This window comes from Sulfurospirillum deleyianum DSM 6946 (assembly GCF_000024885.1).
In the GTDB taxonomy this organism is placed as follows: domain Bacteria; phylum Campylobacterota; class Campylobacteria; order Campylobacterales; family Sulfurospirillaceae; genus Sulfurospirillum; species Sulfurospirillum deleyianum.
The window spans coordinates 1,327,922-1,345,242 of the sequence record NC_013512.1; the positions used below are offsets into that span (position 1 = coordinate 1,327,922).

Below are 17,321 nucleotides of genomic sequence, written 5' to 3' on the forward strand. Positions count from 1 at the left end.
AAACCTTAACTATGGTGTGTTTTTAACATATGTGTAACAATATAATACGCGTGATTTAAAGCAATAGCAATGCTTCCACCGCTTTTTACTGCAATATCACCCGCAAGGTATAACCCTTTTGTTTTCGTCTCATAGTTTTCATCAAATTCAGCCTTACCCTCTTCCGTGAAAGTAATACCGCATTTTTTGAGAAAATCAATCGGGGTTGTACCGCCAATCGCATAAATCACTCTATCATACACCGTATCGTACCCATCCGTAAAGTGGACTTTAGGCAAACCATTTTCATTTTCAATACTCACAATATCCATTCCCAAACGCAATCTGAGTTTTTCTTGACCATTGTATTCTTGAATCATTTGAAGGTTAATATCATTGAGTCTGCTAAAGCTCTCTCTTCTGTAATTTAATGTAATGTTATTGGTTTTTGAGAGTTCAAGGGCGTACTCTACCGCAGAGTTTCCCCCACCCACGATTAAAATTTTCTCATTTTGGGAGCATTTATCGAGATTGAAATTGATACGCTCTTTAAGAGAAAGAGGCAACGTATAGTCTGGTTTATTGGGTTTTCCCATCGTTCCAATGGCAATGACAACGTACTTGGCTACATACCCTGCTTTACTGGTCACAATACGAAATTCATCCCCTATTTTGCTGATACTCTCAACCTCACTGTTAAATGCGGTATCAATTTCGCCTTTATCAAGCAGAGAATCAAAATAGTTCAGTGTACTCTCTTTGGTGCCATCACGAAAATCAATGCTACCTTCTAGTTTAACCTCTTGCCCTTTGTAGTTTTTATCAACACGTTTATTATCTTTATAAAATTTACGAATGGTTTGGGAGTGGTTATCCCCTTTTTCAATCATCAAAATATTTTCAATACCCAACACCTTTGCTTCAACCGCAGCGCCAATGCCACCAGGTCCACCACCAATGATCACCAGATCATATATTTCATGCATGATATTTTCCTTATTTTTTTATCTTTATTAAGGTGGATTATAGCGTGGACATACTTATGACATATTAAATATAAAAAGTGTAAAATCCAACGAAATTATCGCATAAGAAAGGTCGTTTCGTGCAAACATTTTTAGAACATTCCAAAGAAGCCAGTCGGGTGATTGCCACACTTGATCCGAAAACCAAATGTGATGTTTTACTGGCAATGGCAGATGCCCTTGAGAAGAGTAGTGAACGTATTATCCATGAAAATCAAAACGATTTAGTTGAGGGTGAGAAAAATGGCTTAAGTGCCGCACTTATGGACAGACTTTTGCTCAATCCTAAACGTATCGCCGAGATGGCAAAAGCGATTCGAGAAATCGCAGCGCTCAAAGAGCCTGTGGGGCGAGTATTAGAGGGTTGGGTTGTGCCTAGTGGGCTTCGCATTGAAAAAGTGAGCATTCCTATTGGGGTGGTGGCGATTATTTATGAGAGCCGTCCTAATGTCACCAGTGATACCGCAGCGCTTTGTTTTAAAAGTGGTAATGCCTGTGTGCTCAAAGGGGGCAAAGAAGCACATCATAGCAACACCATCATTGCCACCATTTTACAAGAGGTTTTAGAAGCATATGGGCTTCCTAAAGCCATCATCTCTCTTTTGCCTGATGCGAGTCGTGAGGGGGTTGCAAAGCTCATCAAAATGGATAAATACGTCGATGTCATTATTCCACGAGGGGGTGAGGCGCTGATTCGTTATGTGAGTGAAAATGCGACCATTCCTGTGGTCAAACACGATAAAGGGGTGTGTCATACTTTTGTGGATAAAGACGCTAACCTAGAGCAAGCCATTGCTATTGTGTTAAATGCCAAATGCCAACGCCCTAGTGCGTGTAATGCGCTTGAAACCCTTTTGGTACACAAAGCGATTGCTTCTACGTTTTTACCACCGATGAAAGAAGCATTGGATGCTGCTGGTGCCCAAATGAAAGGGTGCGAACACACACAAGCGCTTTTACATGTAAGCCTTGCAAGTGATGAAGATTACCACACAGAACACCTGCGCAATGCTTTAAATATTAAAATTGTTGCGGATGTAGATGAAGCGATTGCACATATTGCACGGTATGGTTCATCGCACTCTGAGGCGATTTTAAGTGAAAACTATACCACGGCGGAGCGCTTTTTAAATGAAGTGGACGCAGCGAGTGTTTATGTGAACGCCTCTACACGCTTTACCGATGGTGGCGAGTTTGGCTTTGGTGCGGAAGTAGGCATTAGCACCAATAAACTCCATGCCAGAGGACCTATGGGCATTAATGATTTGACAACCTATAAGTTCAAAGTCTATGGCAAAGGGCAAATTCGCACATGAGCCATGAGGTTTTGCGCATTGACAACCTCTCATTTGGCTATACCAAAGAGAGGATTTTGTATGACAATTTTTCTTTACATGTAAAACAAGGTGAAGTCGTGGCGATTGTGGGTGAAAGCGGTAGTGGAAAAAGTACTCTGTTTGAACTGATTACAAGGAACCTTAAAGTACAAAAAGGAGAGATTTATGCCACTTCACTCTCTCAAATTTTTCAAGACCCTTACACCTCTTTTCATCCAACGTACACCATTTTCAACCAAATCAAAGATGTGGTTACCTCTCTTGAAGAACTGCCTATGTTGTTAGAATCTCTTCATTTGGAGAGCTCTTTGTTAGAGAAAAAACCGCATCAACTTAGCGGTGGGCAGTTACAGCGATGTTCTATTTTACGAGCATTGCTGATGAAGCCAAAGCTACTTTTAGCGGATGAACCCACCTCTGCTTTAGATAATATCACCAGCTTGCATGTCATGCAGTTGCTGATGAAAACGTTAGATAGTGTGGGTATTTTACTCATTACCCACGATAAAGCACTGGCACAATGGTGCAGCGATAAAATCATTGAATTAAAACCTTAACACATAGGAAGTATATGCACGCAATAATTGATTGGATTGTACAAACGGTTGGCGCTTTAGGCTATTTTGGTATTTTTGCCATGATGTTTTTAGAGAGTAGTTTTTTCCCTTTTCCCTCAGAGGTTGTGATGATTCCTGCTGGGTATTTAAGTTCCAAAGGAGAGATGAACCTCTTTTTGGCGATTGCGTGTGGCATTGTAGGGAGTATCGCAGGTGCGCTATTTAATTACTATATCGCTGTCAAATTAGGCAGACGACTCCTTTTAAAATACGGACATTATGTCTTCTTCACCAAAGAAACCCTCGATAAAGTTGAAACATTTTTTAAAGCTCACGGCTCTTTTTCAACCCTTAGCGGACGATTGATTCCTGTGATTCGACAATACATCTCGCTTCCTGCGGGACTTGCTCGTATGCATTTGGGGCTGTTTAGTTTTTACACAGGCGTGGGTGCGGGGATTTGGGTGAGCATTTTAGCGTTACTGGGATACTACTTTGGAGAAAACCAATCCCTTTTAGAAGAGAACTTACATACGATTACGCTATGGGTTATTGGATTTGTCATTCTTATTGCGGGAATTTATATTGGCTTACAGCAAAAGAAAAAACGTAAACGATAGGCTTTACATGTAAAGAGTTTTATCTTTACATGTAAAAAGGTTTTAACTACGCTAAAAAGCGCTGACGAGCTGCTTTGAGAGAGTCCGCAATCAAAAAGGCAAGCTCTAAAGCTTGGTTGGCATTAAGACGTGGGTCACACTGGGTGTGGTAACGACACGCAAGGTTTTCTTCGGTAATCTCTTGTGCACCACCGATACACTCTGTCACATCTTGACCTGTCATCTCTAAGTGAACGCCACCAGGGAAGGTGCCCTCTTCCTCATGGACTTTAAAAAAGCCCTTCACTTCACGTAGGACTTCATCAAACGAGCGTGTTTTATAGTTGTTGGATGCTTTGATGGTGTTGCCATGCATCGGATCAATACTCCAAAGAACTTGTTTGCCCGCTGCTTTGACCGCACGGACGAGTTTTGGGAATTCGGTTTCAATCTTATCCGCACCCATACGCACAATGATATTTAAACGCCCTGCTTCATTTTCGGGATTGAGTTTTTCGACCAATGCCATCAAACCTTCCACTGTGGTAGTAGGTCCTGCTTTAATGCCAATCGGATTTTTCACACCACTTAAAAACTCCACATGCGCTTCATCGACATTGCGTGTACGATCGCCAATCCAAAGCATATGCGCCGAACAATCATACCAATCGCCTGTCAAACTATCTTGTCGTGTCAAAGCTTCCTCATAATTGAGTAAAAGCGCTTCATGGGAAGTATAAACGACGGTTTCGTTAATATTAGGTGTATTCGTAGAGGTAATGCCACACGCTTCCATAAACGCTAAAGTCTCAGAGATGCGCTCACAAAGGTGTTTGTATCTATCTCCCAAAGGGCTTTCAGAAACAAAACCCAACGTCCATTTATGAACCTGATGTAAATCCGCCAAACCACCACGAGAAAAGGCACGAAGGAGGTTCATCGTTGCGGCTGATTGGTTGTAGGCTTTGAGCATTCGCTTTGGATTTGGAACACGGGATTCTTCAGTAAAATCAATATCATTGATAATATCACCACGGTAACTTGGAAGTTTCACCCCATTAAGCTCTTCATAATCACTGGAACGTGGTTTTGCAAATTGCCCTGCTAAACGCCCTACTTTAACGATGGGACAACCGCCCGCAAACGTTAAAACAACCGCCATTTGAAGCATCACTTTAAACATATCACGAATATTGACCGCATTAAATTCAGCAAAACTCTCCGCACAATCGCCACCTTGAAGTAAAAAGGCTTTTCCATGCACCACATCAGCCAAAGATGCTTTAAGTTGTCTCACTTCACCTGCAAAAACAAGAGGAGGATATTTGCTTAGTTCTTGCTCTACACTTTTTAAACTCTCTTGATTGGTGTAGGTGGGTTGTTGCTTAATTGGTTTTTCTCTCCATGATGAACGCGTCCAAGAACTCATAAAAGACCCTTATATGTGATTTTCTTTATTATAATTGAATTGGCTTTAAAGAGAATTGAATGGATTGGCGCTATGAGGATGTCTTAAACTGAGAGACAGTTTTACTCAGCGAATTGACATGGTGCGTCACACTGTCTGAAATGGTTTTTACGTGTCTATTAAGACGCGTTATTTCATAGACTTCACTGCTAATGGCATCGGCGTGTTGCATCGTATTTTTTGAGTCTTCATAAATCTGATAAATATCGCCTTTCATGGATAAAATCACCTCTTTTTGATCGACTAAAATCGTGTCAATACTTTTTAAAGATTGCATCGAAATTTCAACACCTTTATCAACGCTCTGATTGACATGTTGCATACTTAAAAGCGCATCATTCACATTTTCGTTAATATGCCGTACAATCGATTCAATGCGTACAGTAGCCTTATCGGTCATATCGGCTAGTTTTCTCACCTCTTCTGCCACCACCGCAAAGCCACGTCCTTGCTCCCCCGCACGACTCGCTTCCACTGCGGCATTTAAAGAGAGGAGATTGGTTTTATCGGTAATATCTTTAATCGTTTCAATCATCGAAGAAACCTCTGCGACATTTTGCTCCAAAGTGCACATAATCTGTGTGGTATCGCTCGCAATCACTTTAATATTTCCAATAGAAACCTCTACCTGTCCTAAGTTTTCAGCCACTTGCGTTTGTGTCTGCTCGATTTTTTGACTCATCTCGTTTGCTTTCGTGACAGAGTTTTGAATCGAGTGATTTTGGGTTTGAATATGCAAAGCAATATTTTGAATACTTTGCCCAATCTGTTCAATTTTCTTTCCACTCATCACAATCGTATTGGTGAGATGTTGATTGAGGTTGAGCAAGTTGAGAAGCGATGTTTTTGTTTTCTTTAAAATAGCATCAAAAATATCAATCACACTGTTAATCCAAATCGCCGTACGGCGGTTTTCATCTTTAGGAAAGACATGAAGAGAGGCACGTTTTGTAATATCCCCATCCCCTTCAACAAAACTTTGCAATAACGCTCTAAGCGATGCATATTGGGTAAAAAATTCTGAGAGTTCCTTGCCCATCATACTTAAAATCATCAAAAGTGAAGCAAAGGTAATCAACCCGACCTCTTGGAAATGACTCAAAAAAGGCATAAACGTAAATGTAAAGAGATACGCACTGGGAATAAAAATACCAATGAGAATTCCCATTTTCGCATAAATTTTATGACGAAATTGCATCATGTCATACACTTCTAATAAATCACCCTCGCACATCATGCCCCATTTATCCAAACTATAAGGCAAACTAAACGTAATCCCTTTACCAACAACAGGAATTCCTCGATAATCGGCATATCCAGGATAGGCACAAAAGAGATTTTCTCCCTTCTTAATTGTATTGGCAACCCCTTGATGAAGCGTGTTTGTCGCAGGATCATTAAATATAATCTCAAATTCCGTATGTTCTTTAATCGAAATAACCCCATGAGACGTATTGACCCCTTCTTTGAGATTTTCACCAAAACTAAAGGTATTGTCCTCAAAACGTGAACGAGAAAGTGCAGTGCCTGTTTTAACATTTTTACTAAAATAAGGCTCAATCATAAAAAGATAGTTATCCCCAGATTCTTTAAAAATATGCCCCGCTTCTCGTTGTATCAAGTCACTTAACGTATCATTCGCCACCCGTGCAATCAAAACATAACTTTCATTCTTACATGTAAACTGTTTCATAAACGCTAACGTTACACGATCATGAAAAGAAGAGTTTTTAGATTGAAAGAAAGACGTATCATCGTCTATATAAGGACCAAAAAGAAGCTGAGTACTGCCTAATAAAGTATAATCAATGGCTTCACAAAAACCATTTTCACTATAGGGATACTCTCTAGGCGATCGTGTGGATGAACTCCAAACCATCTTTTTAGAGCTATCCACCACAAAATACTCTAAAATGGATTCACTGAGTTTTTCTTGCTCCCTTAGCACTTGAGTCATGTCACTTTCCGCTTCCATCAACAAGGTAGCACTGTTTTCCACTTCACGCCATATCTCATGACTCCATGTCAGCAAAAGACGTTTACGGGTATGGGCAATCCCTTCAAAAGCTGTTTCTACTGCATGTAGCATTTTTTTATTGCGAAGCCATTTGGGTAAAATGTTCCATTTCTCTTTCAATGAAAGCATTCAAAACTCCTCTTGCTATTTTGATTCAATGTTCATCTATTCCAAGAACATTTCTAAGAGAAAAATAAGTTCAAAAACCTCAAAAAAGGTATTTTGCTCTCTTTTTATCCTAAAACTATACAAGAAAATAATCATTTATTATGATTAAAAAATAATCAACTAAAAACCAAAACAAATTTTACGCAAAAAGAAGTAACGTCTGTTGAAAATCTTATGTTAAAATGCAGCCAATTTAGTTTTACATGTAAGGATGGTAGATGGAACATTTAATTCCTGTTTTGATGGTTGTGGGAATGGTTGCCTTTATTTTAATCAAGCAAATAGGCAAAATTACCACGAAGCTTGATACGTTTTCTAAAGAGGATTCACACAATCGCTATGCTCAGTTTTCCAGCGTGATTCAAGAACACGTACGTGCCATTAAAAACAGTCTGGATAGCACAAAAATGGTTGAAGAACGCCCTTACCTCTTACGTGAAGGCAAAGAAGAAACAGAAGCCTTGGAGATACTTTCTGATTATATTCGTAAACTCGTCTTTTTTGAAACCCTTATGGCAAAGCAAAAAAATGCTCAGGAGATTGAAGCAGAACTCTTTGAAATTTTAAATGGATTAGAAAACTTTTTAAAGACGTACTGTGTTGATGGCGAAACACTGAGCGAAACACTCAGAGATCGTTTACTCGAAGCCTATGAAACACTTTAAAACAACACTAAAATAAAGTTGCCGTAAGTAGGTTTTTTAAAACCTACTTCGCATGGCGCATCAATGTTTCAACCGCACACTCAACTCTTTGAGGCAAATCTTTTGCTTCATAATCCACAAAGTCTATTTGAACTTTATAAACCAACACCTCTTCTACCATCACATTTAAGACCAAATATCCACGGTAAAGTTTACTCTCTTTTGTTTTTTTACCAGGATGTTCCATATCGTTTTCATAGACTAAAATAGCCATATTTACCTTGGGTGTACCACTTTTTTTCTCTTTAGCATACCCCGCTAAGGCATCATTCACACGACTCCTTGTCTCTTCAAGATTTACATAGGTAAAAAGTGTTGATGGACTATAGGTTGCTTTTTCTGCGCTAATACTGCTTTCAAAAGCACCCGCTTGAATCGCTTTTAAAGCCTTTTGAAATGGATCAGATTCATATATTTTTTCAAAAACAACCACCTCTTTATGACACGGTAACGCTGAAAGTTTCGCTTTTGAAGTCATTTTGGTATAAATACCCTCACCAATAAAATAGACCACCAAAAGACCTAAAACAATAAACAAAATTTTTTTAGACATAATAAGACTCTTTTGAAGAAGGAGGCATATGCCTCCTTGAAGTTAAATACCCAAATCTTGGCGTTTGAAATACTCTTGACCGACTTTACACAATGGACAGGCTTTGGGTGCTTTTTTGCCACGGTGAATATGCCCACACACTTCACATACCCAAATTTCCTCTTCTTCATCGCTGAAAAAGCCATCTTCTTTCATTGCATCCTGCAAGGCTTTGTATTCACGTTCATGCTCTACTTCCACTTTTCCAATGGCATTGAACAAACGTGCAAGCTCTTTATGCCCCTCTTCTTCTGCAATTTTTGCAAAACTAGGATACATAATGGTATGTTCATAATTCTCACCCGCCATAGCGCTATCAAGGTTTTTGAGTGTGATTTCAGTTTCTGCGCCATCAACCAATTTATGGTACGCTTTAAACTCTGCACGTGCATGCCATTTTTCATTTTCTGCGGCTTCTCTAAAATGGCGAGCAACGGCATGCCAACCCTCTTCTTGTGCGATATCTGCGAACAAATCGTATTTGTTACGTGCTTGAGACTCACCCGCAAACGCTTTCATCAAATTCACTGCGGTCAAATCGCTCGTCGTACAGGTCATCGCTTCTCCACAACAAACCAACTTTCCACCACCCACGTGCTGAACTTCAACCTCATTACCACATTTACTGCATTTATACGTTTCGTACTGTCTCATCTTTCCTCCTTATTGGGTGTAAAAATATTATCTTAGACTATCTTGACTTAATTTACAACTAAACATTAGATGATAAAAATTATTGCTTATAAAATACCTTTCTCTTTAAAAAAAGTCTCTATTGCTTTAAGAGAAAAAGCTTTATCGTAGGTAAAAAGTTCTTGCCACGTTTTTTCTTCTAAGCCATTTTTTGTCTCAATGCCATATTTTTGTTTTGCTTCTTCCACAAACTCTATAGTAAAACTCAGTAAAAGGGCATATTGTGAGGCGGTGAGTTGTTTGAGTAAATCAAATAAACGGTAGTAATTGACCATTTTTTTACTTGATTCCTCGCCCATACGAAGCGACCAAATGCGCCCAGCAAACTCATGCTGATAGACAACACCATTGCGTGTTTCCAGTGAAAAGGCTCTAAAAGCATGAAGAAGTTCTTGTTTGGGAATGTAGTGGTGGATATCATAAAAGAAAAGATAGATACTGAGTAAAAAAAGGTCTTCCACACAAGGCGCATACGCTTTGATTTCAAGACAAGTCTCTTTTTCGACATCAAGCTGCATCTTCAAATAAGCAAGATGTTTCACCCGCCAATTCTCTTTTTCTTTAACTCTTTTTTGCCACTCTATTAACGTAGGACGAGGAATATGGTAACGCTCAACTAAAGGCTTGTAAGACATCTGCATTTTCTTACTCCTGCTTAGAATTCTTCTATTCTAATACGTTTTAAACCAGAGTGCAAGGATTTCTAAAAAATGTATATCATTCTTTAAAATTAAAAAAGAATGATATACATAAAAGTAACACTAAATATGAAAGTGTTTTAAAAATGCAGGATTATTTTCAATCAAACCACGCTGAATGAGAGTTTGGATAACCTTTTGGTCACAATCGGTATCTTTAGGCCACTCCCTTGTATACCCATCTAAGCTATTTTTAGTGGTTGCATCCACCCCAATAAAAGCCTCATCCACAAAAATATCACGCAGTGCATCAATGTTATTAACCACACGCCAAACCAGCATGTACGCATTCTCCACATCGTTTCCAGTGGCATCCACCATAAAAACTAATTTCATATGCTCACGTAAAGGCTTTAACGCTTCATAAACCGCTTTGCCTACCCTCTTCTTTTCTATGCTAATGACCGTAATCGGTGTTTTGGTGTGGGTTTTATACTGTTTAAGCGCACATGCTTCAGGAACAAGTACTTTGACTTTTTCCAAAAGGGCTTCATCGCTTAAAAGCACTTTGGAAGGCTCACTCACTATCTCACCTGTACAATCCACGCCTAATTTTCCACCAAAAAGCGCATTGGGAGACGCATGATCTAAGGCATCACACACACCCTCGCTAATGAGCAGTGTTTTACTACTCACTCTATCAAGTATATAATCACTTACCTTCTCATAATCTTCCAAATCAGGGGCGTTTTCATCGACAAAAATGGCATGTTTGACAAAACTCATCTGCCCAACACCCCAAAACGCATGCATAAACTGTTTCGCATGTCCGGGGTAAAGCACATTCATCTTCGCCAAAATAAGGTTATGAAACACGCCATTTTCAGGCATATTATAATCCATCAAATCAGGTGCTGTGGTTTTTAAAAGCGGTAAGAAAATGCGCTCTGTCGCCCAACCCATGTATTTATCTTCCAGTGGCGGTTTTCCTACAACGGTGGCTTGGTAAATGGGTTTATCTTTACATGTAATGCAGCTCACATCCAGCACAGGATACGGCTCTTTGAGCGTATAATAGCCTGTATGGTCACCAAAAGGTCCCTCGATTTCCATCTTTTCAACATCCACCCACCCCTCAATGACAATATCCACATCCTCAGGAATGTAAATGGGATTGGTGAGTGATTTCACAAGGCGAGCATTTTTATCTTTAATGAATCCATAGAGTAAAAGCTCAAACATGCCTATTGGCATCGGCGCTTGACCGCACCAAATATAAAGTGGGTCTCCACCAATTCCAATACTCACAGGCATTTTTTGCCCTGCTTTTTTATATTCGTGGAAGAAATGAGCGCTGTCTTTATGAATCTGCCAGTGCATTCCTAAACGGTTTTTATCGTAGACTTGCAGGCGATACATGCCTAGATTTTGCTTCGTACCATCTAAACTTTGCGTATAGACCTGCCCCATGGTAATGAAAGGACCACCATCTTCACTCCACGTTGTCAGGATAGGAAAATCATAGAGATTTGGCTCGGTGTAAACTTTCGTTTGGCAAACACCTTTGCCTTTAAGACGTTTAGGCAACGCATTTTTCAAATTAAAAAGCGTTCCCAACATTCCCATTTTATCCATAAACGATGTAGGCGGTTTCATGTGCATTAACGCTTCTATCTGTTGGGCGACATCATTGGGATTTTTACCAAAAATAAGCTCGGTAGCTTTAGTAGAACCAAACACATTCATGAGCACAGGGATATCAAAGCTTTTACCCAGACGTTTGCTGACAGGTTTGGTAAATAAAAGCGCACGAGAGTCCTCTTTTTTTACCTCGACATACGCCAAGTGAGGAATTTCTAAGTCAATATCTAGTTCTTCATCAATAACACGTAAAAGATTATTTTCACGTAAAAGCGCTATGATTCGTTGCATACCTACCCTTTAAAAAATTTCGCTGAGTGCTATTTTCTCCGCACGTGCTAACAACTCCTTAGCCCCTTTGTCGATGACCTTTTGCGCTAAAACTTTACCCAGTGTTTCAAACTCTTCTCGTTTTCCACTCATAACTTCACACATCATCTGCGAGCCATCAGGAAGACCCAAAATTGCTTTTACATGTAAACTCTCTTGCGTGACTTCGGCATTCACCCCAATAGGCACTTGACACCCGCCCTCTAAGAGCGTCACAAAATCACGTTCGACTCTTGTCTCAATCATCGCATCCTCATCTTTCAACACAGAAACCAAACGCTCTACTTCAGCATTATCGACAATTTCAATGCCCAAAGCCGCCTGTCCGGAAGCGGGTATCATCACCTCTTTTGAAATAGGGGTAAAATAACGCACTTCTTCTTGAAGTCCTAAACGTTTAATCCCAGCACTTGCCAAAATAATCGCATCAAATTCACCCTCTTTAAGTTTTCGAATACGGGTATTGACATTGCCACGAAGGTTTTTAATGACAAAATCAGGACGAAGCTTTAAAAGTTGCATACGACGTCTAAGACTGGTTGTTCCAACAACTGCACCCTGAGGCAAATCCTCTAAACACCCATACTTTTCAGAGAGCATCGCATCTCTCACATCTTCACGTTTGGTAATCACGCCTAATTTTAAGCCTTCGGGGAACTCCATCGGTACATCTTTAAGACTGTGCACGGCAATATGCGCTTCCCCTCTTAGCATCGCTTCTTCAAGTTCTTTGGTAAAAAGCCCTTTTCCCCCAATTTTAGCCAATGGCGTATCTAAGATTTTATCGCCTTTAGTCATCATAATCGAAAGTTCCACTGCTAAGTGAGGATGCGCTTTTTCAAGTTCCGCTTTGACATGCTCTGACTGCCAAAGGGCAAGTTTACTACCACGGGTCGCAATAATTAATTTTTTCATCACTTTCTCTTTTTAATGGGATTTAAACAGGGTTGTTTTTAAACTTTGAGCACTCTCAAGTTCAATAAAATCTTTACTTAACACTACACCATCAGTAAAGACGATATCATTCATGCTGATACGCTTCTGTTCTGGTTTCGTTAAAAGAACATCTACTCGAATCAAATAAGCCCTCCAAGGCTTTCTCTGCGGTAAATCTTCTTTTTGTAAAATGGTCACTTTATCAAGCGTATAATTGGCGTTGGAAGCGACACTTTTTTCTAAAAAATCAATAACCTTCACATCCACCACATCAAACTCTTCTGCGTAGGCACTCATCAAAAAAAATGTACTACTTAGAGCGATGCTCATCAATAACTTCAACATCGATGATTTCCTCCTCTTTAAGCTGTGGATTTTTACTCCTAAAATGAGGCGGTTCTTTTTTTACATGTAAAAGCTTTGACGCGATTAAGGTCGCAAATGCGCTAAATTGCAATAAAAGTCCTACAATATCGCTGAAAAAGCCAGGAATAATCAACAATAAGGCCCCTACAAAGGACCACAGATTCAAACGCTCAAATGACTCAACACTAATCTCTCCTTGCATTAAAGCCTGCATATTTTGCATCAAGGTTAAACGCATATTCGCAAGCAATACAAATCCTACAATGGCAGAAAAAACAATCTCTCCAAACGTCGCAAATGCGCCAATAGCTGAAGAGATATTAACACTTACGAACACTTCGATAAAGAGATAGATGAGAAAATATTTCACGCTAAGAGTTCCCTTAGTTTTAAGAGTGCTTCTTCTTTTTTCACGACTGTTTTTTCTAATGTTTTACGCTCAACAATCTCCACAAAACCCTCTTCGAGCTCCTTACCCACAATCAGCGCATACGGAAGTCCTATGAGCTCATAATCTTTCATTTTAAAGCCAAAACGCTCATTTCTATCATCTAAAAGCACACTTAAACGCTCTTGCATCAAAGCACTATAAATCTCCTCAGCATACGCACTTTGTGCCTCATCTTTGCTGTTAGAGACAATAATATCTAAGAGGTATGGAGCGGTTTGCTTGTTCCAAATACACCCTTTCTCATCGTGGCTTGCCTCGATCATCACCGCTACCAAACGACTCACACCCACACCATAACATCCCATGTAAAAAGGTTGTGCTTTGCCATTTTTATCTAAAAAGGTTGCGCCCATCGCTTTGGCGTATTTTTGTCCCAGTTGGAAAATATGCCCGACTTCAATCCCTTTGGTAATGCCGAGTCTACCACCACAACACGCACACACATCGCCTTCTTTGACCGCAACAAGGTCTGCATATCGCTCTTCTTTGAAGTTAAACATCCCCACACCGACCATGTGATAATCCACCTCATTTGCCCCACAAATAAGGTTCTTTGCCTCTTTAAGTTCTAAATCTATGTAAAATTTTACACATTCTAGCCCCACAGGTCCGATAAATCCTGCTTTTAAGCCTGCTCGCTCCACCTCTTCAAGACTAGCATCGACCAAATCAAGCGCACCACACGCATTTTGCGCTTTGGTCTCTTGCAGTTCATCATTGCCACGTACAAAGAAAACAACGACCTCTTCTTTATCAACGTAAATTGCTTTTTTAACCACGGCTTTAATGCTGTAAAAGGCATCCACTTTAAAGAAGTTACACACATCTTCAATCGTTTTCATATCAGGTGTTTTAAATTTAGAGAGATTGGCTTCTGGTGCTTCAAGCGTGGTCGTTTTAGGAGCACGTTTAGCCGCTTCAATATTCGCCGCATACGAACACTGTTCACACACCACAATGTCATCTTCACCGTTTTGTGCCAATACCATAAACTCTTTACTACCACTTCCCCCAATCGCACCGCTATCAGCCTCAACCGCTCTAAAATCAAGTCCCAAACGATTAAAAATCTTCGTATAAGTTTGCTCCATCACGTCAAATTCAGCTTTCATACTCGCTTCATCCTCATGAAAGCTATACCCATCTTTCATAATGAACTCACGACCCCTTAAAAGCCCAAAACGAGGACGTGCCTCATCACGGAATTTTGTCGTAATTTGATACAAATGTAATGGAAGCTGTTTATAACTGTTAATGCGATTTCTCACGATATCTACAACCACCTCTTCATGGGTTGGTCCTAGTACAAACTCATTCTCTTTTCTATCTTTAATGCGACATAACTCTTTGCCAAAGACATCATAGCGTCCACTTTGTTTCCAAAGCTCAGCTGGACTGACCACACCCATTTGAATCTCTTGAGCACCCGTTTCATCCATCTCTTCTTTGACAACATTTCTGATTTTATCCAGAACGATTTTTCCCATTGGCAAAAAATTATAGAGTCCACTGCCCACTTGAACAATAAACCCGCCTCGCACCAAATACTGATGGCTTGGAAGCGTTGCATCCTTTGGCGCATCTTTGGTTGTTGGTGCATATAGCTTTGAAAATTTCATTATTTCACTCCCATTTGGTATTCACATTTGTATAAATTCATACGTTTTGTTTGGTCTTCATTGATGTTAAAAATATATTGAATCGCTTGGACAATCGTATCGGCTTCTGGCTTTTCAGCAACATCTTTAAGATTTTTAGTCGCAGAGTGCAAAAAGGCATTAAAAGCATGATGAAGCACCTTAGAGACCTGTTCTTGAAGTTCCTCTGGGATGTAGCCTTTCTTAATCGCTTTTTCTAACTCATGTATTGAACACTCTTTAGCATGGTCACGAATCTCTTTAATAATAGGATCCACACACATGCTTTGAAGCCATTTAAAAAAGTCCATGGTTGAGCGCCCCACAATCGAGTAGGCAATTTTAGCTTGCTCTTCTCGAAGCGACATATTTTTACTCACAATCTCTTCTAAATCATCCACCGCATAAACATGCAAATCTTTATACCCCTGCACTTCAATATCACGAGGTACTGCTATATCAAACCAATAGCGTGAGAACTCACGCTCTTCAACCATATCATCGGTAATGACACTATGAGGTGCTCCCGTAGCAGAAAAAACCAAACGGTAACGGTTAATGTACTCGGTAAGTTTAGCATACGGAGCAACGGTAGCAAGCTCCCCTAATTCTGAAGCTAAAGCTTGTGCATGTTCAAGGTTACGGTTGATAATAATAATATTAACTCCATTGGCGATTAAATGCTTTGCCGCAAGCTGACTCATCTCGCCAGCTCCCACGACAAGCGCAGTTAAGCCTCCAAGATTTCCTAACAAATCTTTCGCTTTACTCACCGCAACACTCGAAACAGAGACGGGACTTTTAGAGATATCCGTACGGCTACGCACTTCTGCGGCACAGCGAAACGCATGGTGCATCGCACGACCTAGTTTTTGCGCACAGTAGCCATTTTCAAACGCAAATTTAAACGCATCTTTGAGTTGCCCTGCAATTTGTGTCTCTCCAATGACCAAACTATCCAAAGAAGAACAGACGCTAAAGAGATGATGAATCGCTCCATTATCTTCGTAAATATCTGCTCTACCTTCTAACTCTTCTCGTGAGATGGTTGAGATAGCACTTAAATGAGCAAAAATAGAGTGCAAAGAAGCCTGACAATCAACCACACTCGCAATCACTTCCACACGGTTACATGTAGAGAGTAAAATCACTTCATTCACAGATTCACAGGCAACCAATGCTGCCATAAAATTCCGACTCTTCTCTTCAGTGTTAAATGCCAATTTTTCTCGAATAGAAATATCAGTATTTTTATGGGTAAAGCTAATGGTAAGATAATGCATTAAAAATTCCTTTCTATCATCTCTTTCATAATCGAACTAAGTCCCACATCGTCCTCATCTTTAATGGCATCTAACGCCTCCAAACCTAACGCTTTTGCATACGCAATAGCATCCATCAAAGCATCGGTTTCATGCATTTTTGCTTTAATCCACGCACTCTGTTCATCAGTGAGTTCTACTTGAAATAAAGAGCACAAGTAAGTTTGATCTTCGGGGGTTAATTTGTGATACATGTAAAGATAAGGTAAGGTTGTTTTTCCCTCTTTAAAATCATTGAGCGAGGGTTTGCCCAACACTTCACTGCTTTGAGTAATATCTAAGATATCATCAATAATCTGAAACGCAAGTCCTAAATTTTTGCCATAAAGTGCGTAAATATCGCCATTTTTACCACTCAGCAGTGCAGCAGCTTTAGCAGAGGCTTCAATAAGTGAGGCGGTTTTTTTATAAATCATATCAAAGTAAAGCGTTTCGCTCTCATTAAAACCGTGTGAAAGATCCACATCTAAAAGCTCACCGACAGAAAGAAGTGCTACCGCATTGGAAATCGTAAAAGCGACTTCTTGTGGCATATGTGTGAGTTCACTAAACCCTTTTGAGTAGAGAATATCGCCTAACATAATGGCGGTTTTATTGCCAAATAACGCATTGATGGAAGATTCACCCCGTCTGGTAAAGGCATCATCAATCACATCATCATGCAGTAAACTTGCCGCATGAATCAGCTCTACAATCGCCGCCAATTTTAAAGAAGCCTCACTCACGCCTGCAATTTTTAAAATCAATTTTGCGCGTAAACGCTTCCCTTTTGGAACCCTATGCAAGAGTTCAACACTACGTACATCGCCTAAAGAAGCGACCATCTCTACCATTAAGTTTTCGACTTTTTCTAACACCTAC

The 17,321-nt window shown here is 40.0% G+C and carries 17 protein-coding genes; 4 read left to right on the forward strand and 13 right to left on the reverse strand.

Features of this window, described 5'->3' with window-relative positions:
- Positions 1-5: 5 nt before the first annotated feature.
- Positions 6-965 (reverse strand): NAD(P)-binding domain-containing protein, encoded by a 960-nt coding sequence (locus SDEL_RS06645; protein WP_012857082.1) that lies wholly within the window; start codon positions 963-965, stop codon positions 6-8.
- A 119-nt stretch (positions 966-1,084) separates the two neighbouring features.
- On the opposite strand from SDEL_RS06645, the gene SDEL_RS06650 reads away from it, so the two are divergent.
- The 3 genes from SDEL_RS06650 to SDEL_RS06660 are packed head-to-tail and all read left to right on the forward strand — an operon-like array spanning position 1,085 to position 3,518.
- Complete coding sequence (locus tag SDEL_RS06650; RefSeq protein ID WP_012857083.1) at positions 1,085-2,320, forward strand: glutamate-5-semialdehyde dehydrogenase; 1,236 nt, start codon at positions 1,085-1,087, stop codon at positions 2,318-2,320.
- Positions 2,317-2,898 (forward strand): ATP-binding cassette domain-containing protein, encoded by a 582-nt coding sequence (locus SDEL_RS06655; RefSeq protein WP_012857084.1) that lies wholly within the window; start codon positions 2,317-2,319, stop codon positions 2,896-2,898. The genes SDEL_RS06650 and SDEL_RS06655 overlap by 4 nt, the downstream gene beginning before the upstream one ends.
- A 14-nt stretch (positions 2,899-2,912) precedes the next feature.
- On the forward strand, positions 2,913-3,518 hold the full coding sequence (locus SDEL_RS06660; RefSeq protein ID WP_012857085.1) for a DedA family protein: 606 nt from the start codon (positions 2,913-2,915) through the stop codon (positions 3,516-3,518).
- A 46-nt stretch (positions 3,519-3,564) separates the two neighbouring features.
- On the opposite strand, the gene SDEL_RS06665 is transcribed toward SDEL_RS06660, so the two are convergent.
- A complete protein-coding gene (locus tag SDEL_RS06665; RefSeq protein ID WP_012857086.1) occupies positions 3,565-4,926 on the reverse strand; it encodes a class II 3-deoxy-7-phosphoheptulonate synthase in 1,362 nt (453 codons plus the stop codon).
- A gap of 70 nt (positions 4,927-4,996) precedes the next feature.
- On the reverse strand, positions 4,997-7,111 hold the full coding sequence (locus SDEL_RS06670; RefSeq protein WP_012857087.1) for a methyl-accepting chemotaxis protein: 2,115 nt from the start codon (positions 7,109-7,111) through the stop codon (positions 4,997-4,999).
- A 257-nt stretch (positions 7,112-7,368) separates the two neighbouring features.
- Here SDEL_RS06670 and SDEL_RS06675 point away from each other — a divergent pair, with 257 nt between their 5' ends.
- On the forward strand, positions 7,369-7,815 hold the full coding sequence (locus SDEL_RS06675; RefSeq protein WP_012857088.1) for a hypothetical protein: 447 nt from the start codon (positions 7,369-7,371) through the stop codon (positions 7,813-7,815).
- A 43-nt stretch (positions 7,816-7,858) separates the two neighbouring features.
- Here the strand turns inward: SDEL_RS06675 and SDEL_RS06680 are convergent, their stop codons facing one another.
- The 10 genes from SDEL_RS06680 to SDEL_RS06725 all read right to left on the reverse strand — a co-directional run bounded on the left by SDEL_RS06680 (position 7,859) and on the right by SDEL_RS06725 (position 17,317).
- Positions 7,859-8,407: a hypothetical protein gene (locus tag SDEL_RS06680; protein WP_012857089.1), complete on the reverse strand. Its 549-nt coding sequence runs from the start codon at positions 8,405-8,407 to the stop codon at positions 7,859-7,861.
- A gap of 42 nt (positions 8,408-8,449) precedes the next feature.
- Positions 8,450-9,100, reverse strand: coding sequence for a ferritin family protein (locus SDEL_RS06685; RefSeq protein WP_012857090.1), 651 nt, complete (start codon positions 9,098-9,100; stop codon positions 8,450-8,452).
- 86 nt (positions 9,101-9,186) lie between these two features.
- On the reverse strand, positions 9,187-9,780 hold the full coding sequence (locus tag SDEL_RS06690; RefSeq protein WP_012857091.1) for a hypothetical protein: 594 nt from the start codon (positions 9,778-9,780) through the stop codon (positions 9,187-9,189).
- Between the two features lie 120 nt (positions 9,781-9,900).
- A complete protein-coding gene (locus SDEL_RS06695; protein ID WP_012857092.1) occupies positions 9,901-11,709 on the reverse strand; it encodes a menaquinone biosynthesis decarboxylase in 1,809 nt (602 codons plus the stop codon).
- A gap of 9 nt (positions 11,710-11,718) precedes the next feature.
- Complete coding sequence (hemC, locus tag SDEL_RS06700) at positions 11,719-12,663, reverse strand: hydroxymethylbilane synthase (protein WP_012857093.1); 945 nt, start codon at positions 12,661-12,663, stop codon at positions 11,719-11,721.
- A 12-nt stretch (positions 12,664-12,675) separates the two neighbouring features.
- A complete protein-coding gene (locus SDEL_RS06705) occupies positions 12,676-13,029 on the reverse strand; it encodes a hypothetical protein (protein ID WP_012857094.1) in 354 nt (117 codons plus the stop codon).
- Positions 12,995-13,420, reverse strand: coding sequence for an FxsA family protein (locus SDEL_RS06710; RefSeq protein WP_012857095.1), 426 nt, complete (start codon positions 13,418-13,420; stop codon positions 12,995-12,997). The genes SDEL_RS06705 and SDEL_RS06710 overlap by 35 nt, the downstream gene beginning before the upstream one ends.
- Entirely contained in the window at positions 13,417-15,120 is a 1,704-nt protein-coding gene (locus SDEL_RS06715; protein WP_012857096.1) for a proline--tRNA ligase, read from the reverse strand. Before SDEL_RS06715 ends, SDEL_RS06710 begins: the two co-directional genes overlap by 4 nt.
- Entirely contained in the window at positions 15,120-16,421 is a 1,302-nt protein-coding gene (gene hemA, locus SDEL_RS06720; protein WP_012857097.1) for a glutamyl-tRNA reductase, read from the reverse strand. Before hemA ends, SDEL_RS06715 begins: the two co-directional genes overlap by 1 nt.
- Positions 16,421-17,317 (reverse strand): polyprenyl synthetase family protein, encoded by an 897-nt coding sequence (locus SDEL_RS06725; protein WP_012857098.1) that lies wholly within the window; start codon positions 17,315-17,317, stop codon positions 16,421-16,423. Before SDEL_RS06725 ends, hemA begins: the two co-directional genes overlap by 1 nt.
- Between the last annotated feature and the right edge of the window lie 4 nt (positions 17,318-17,321).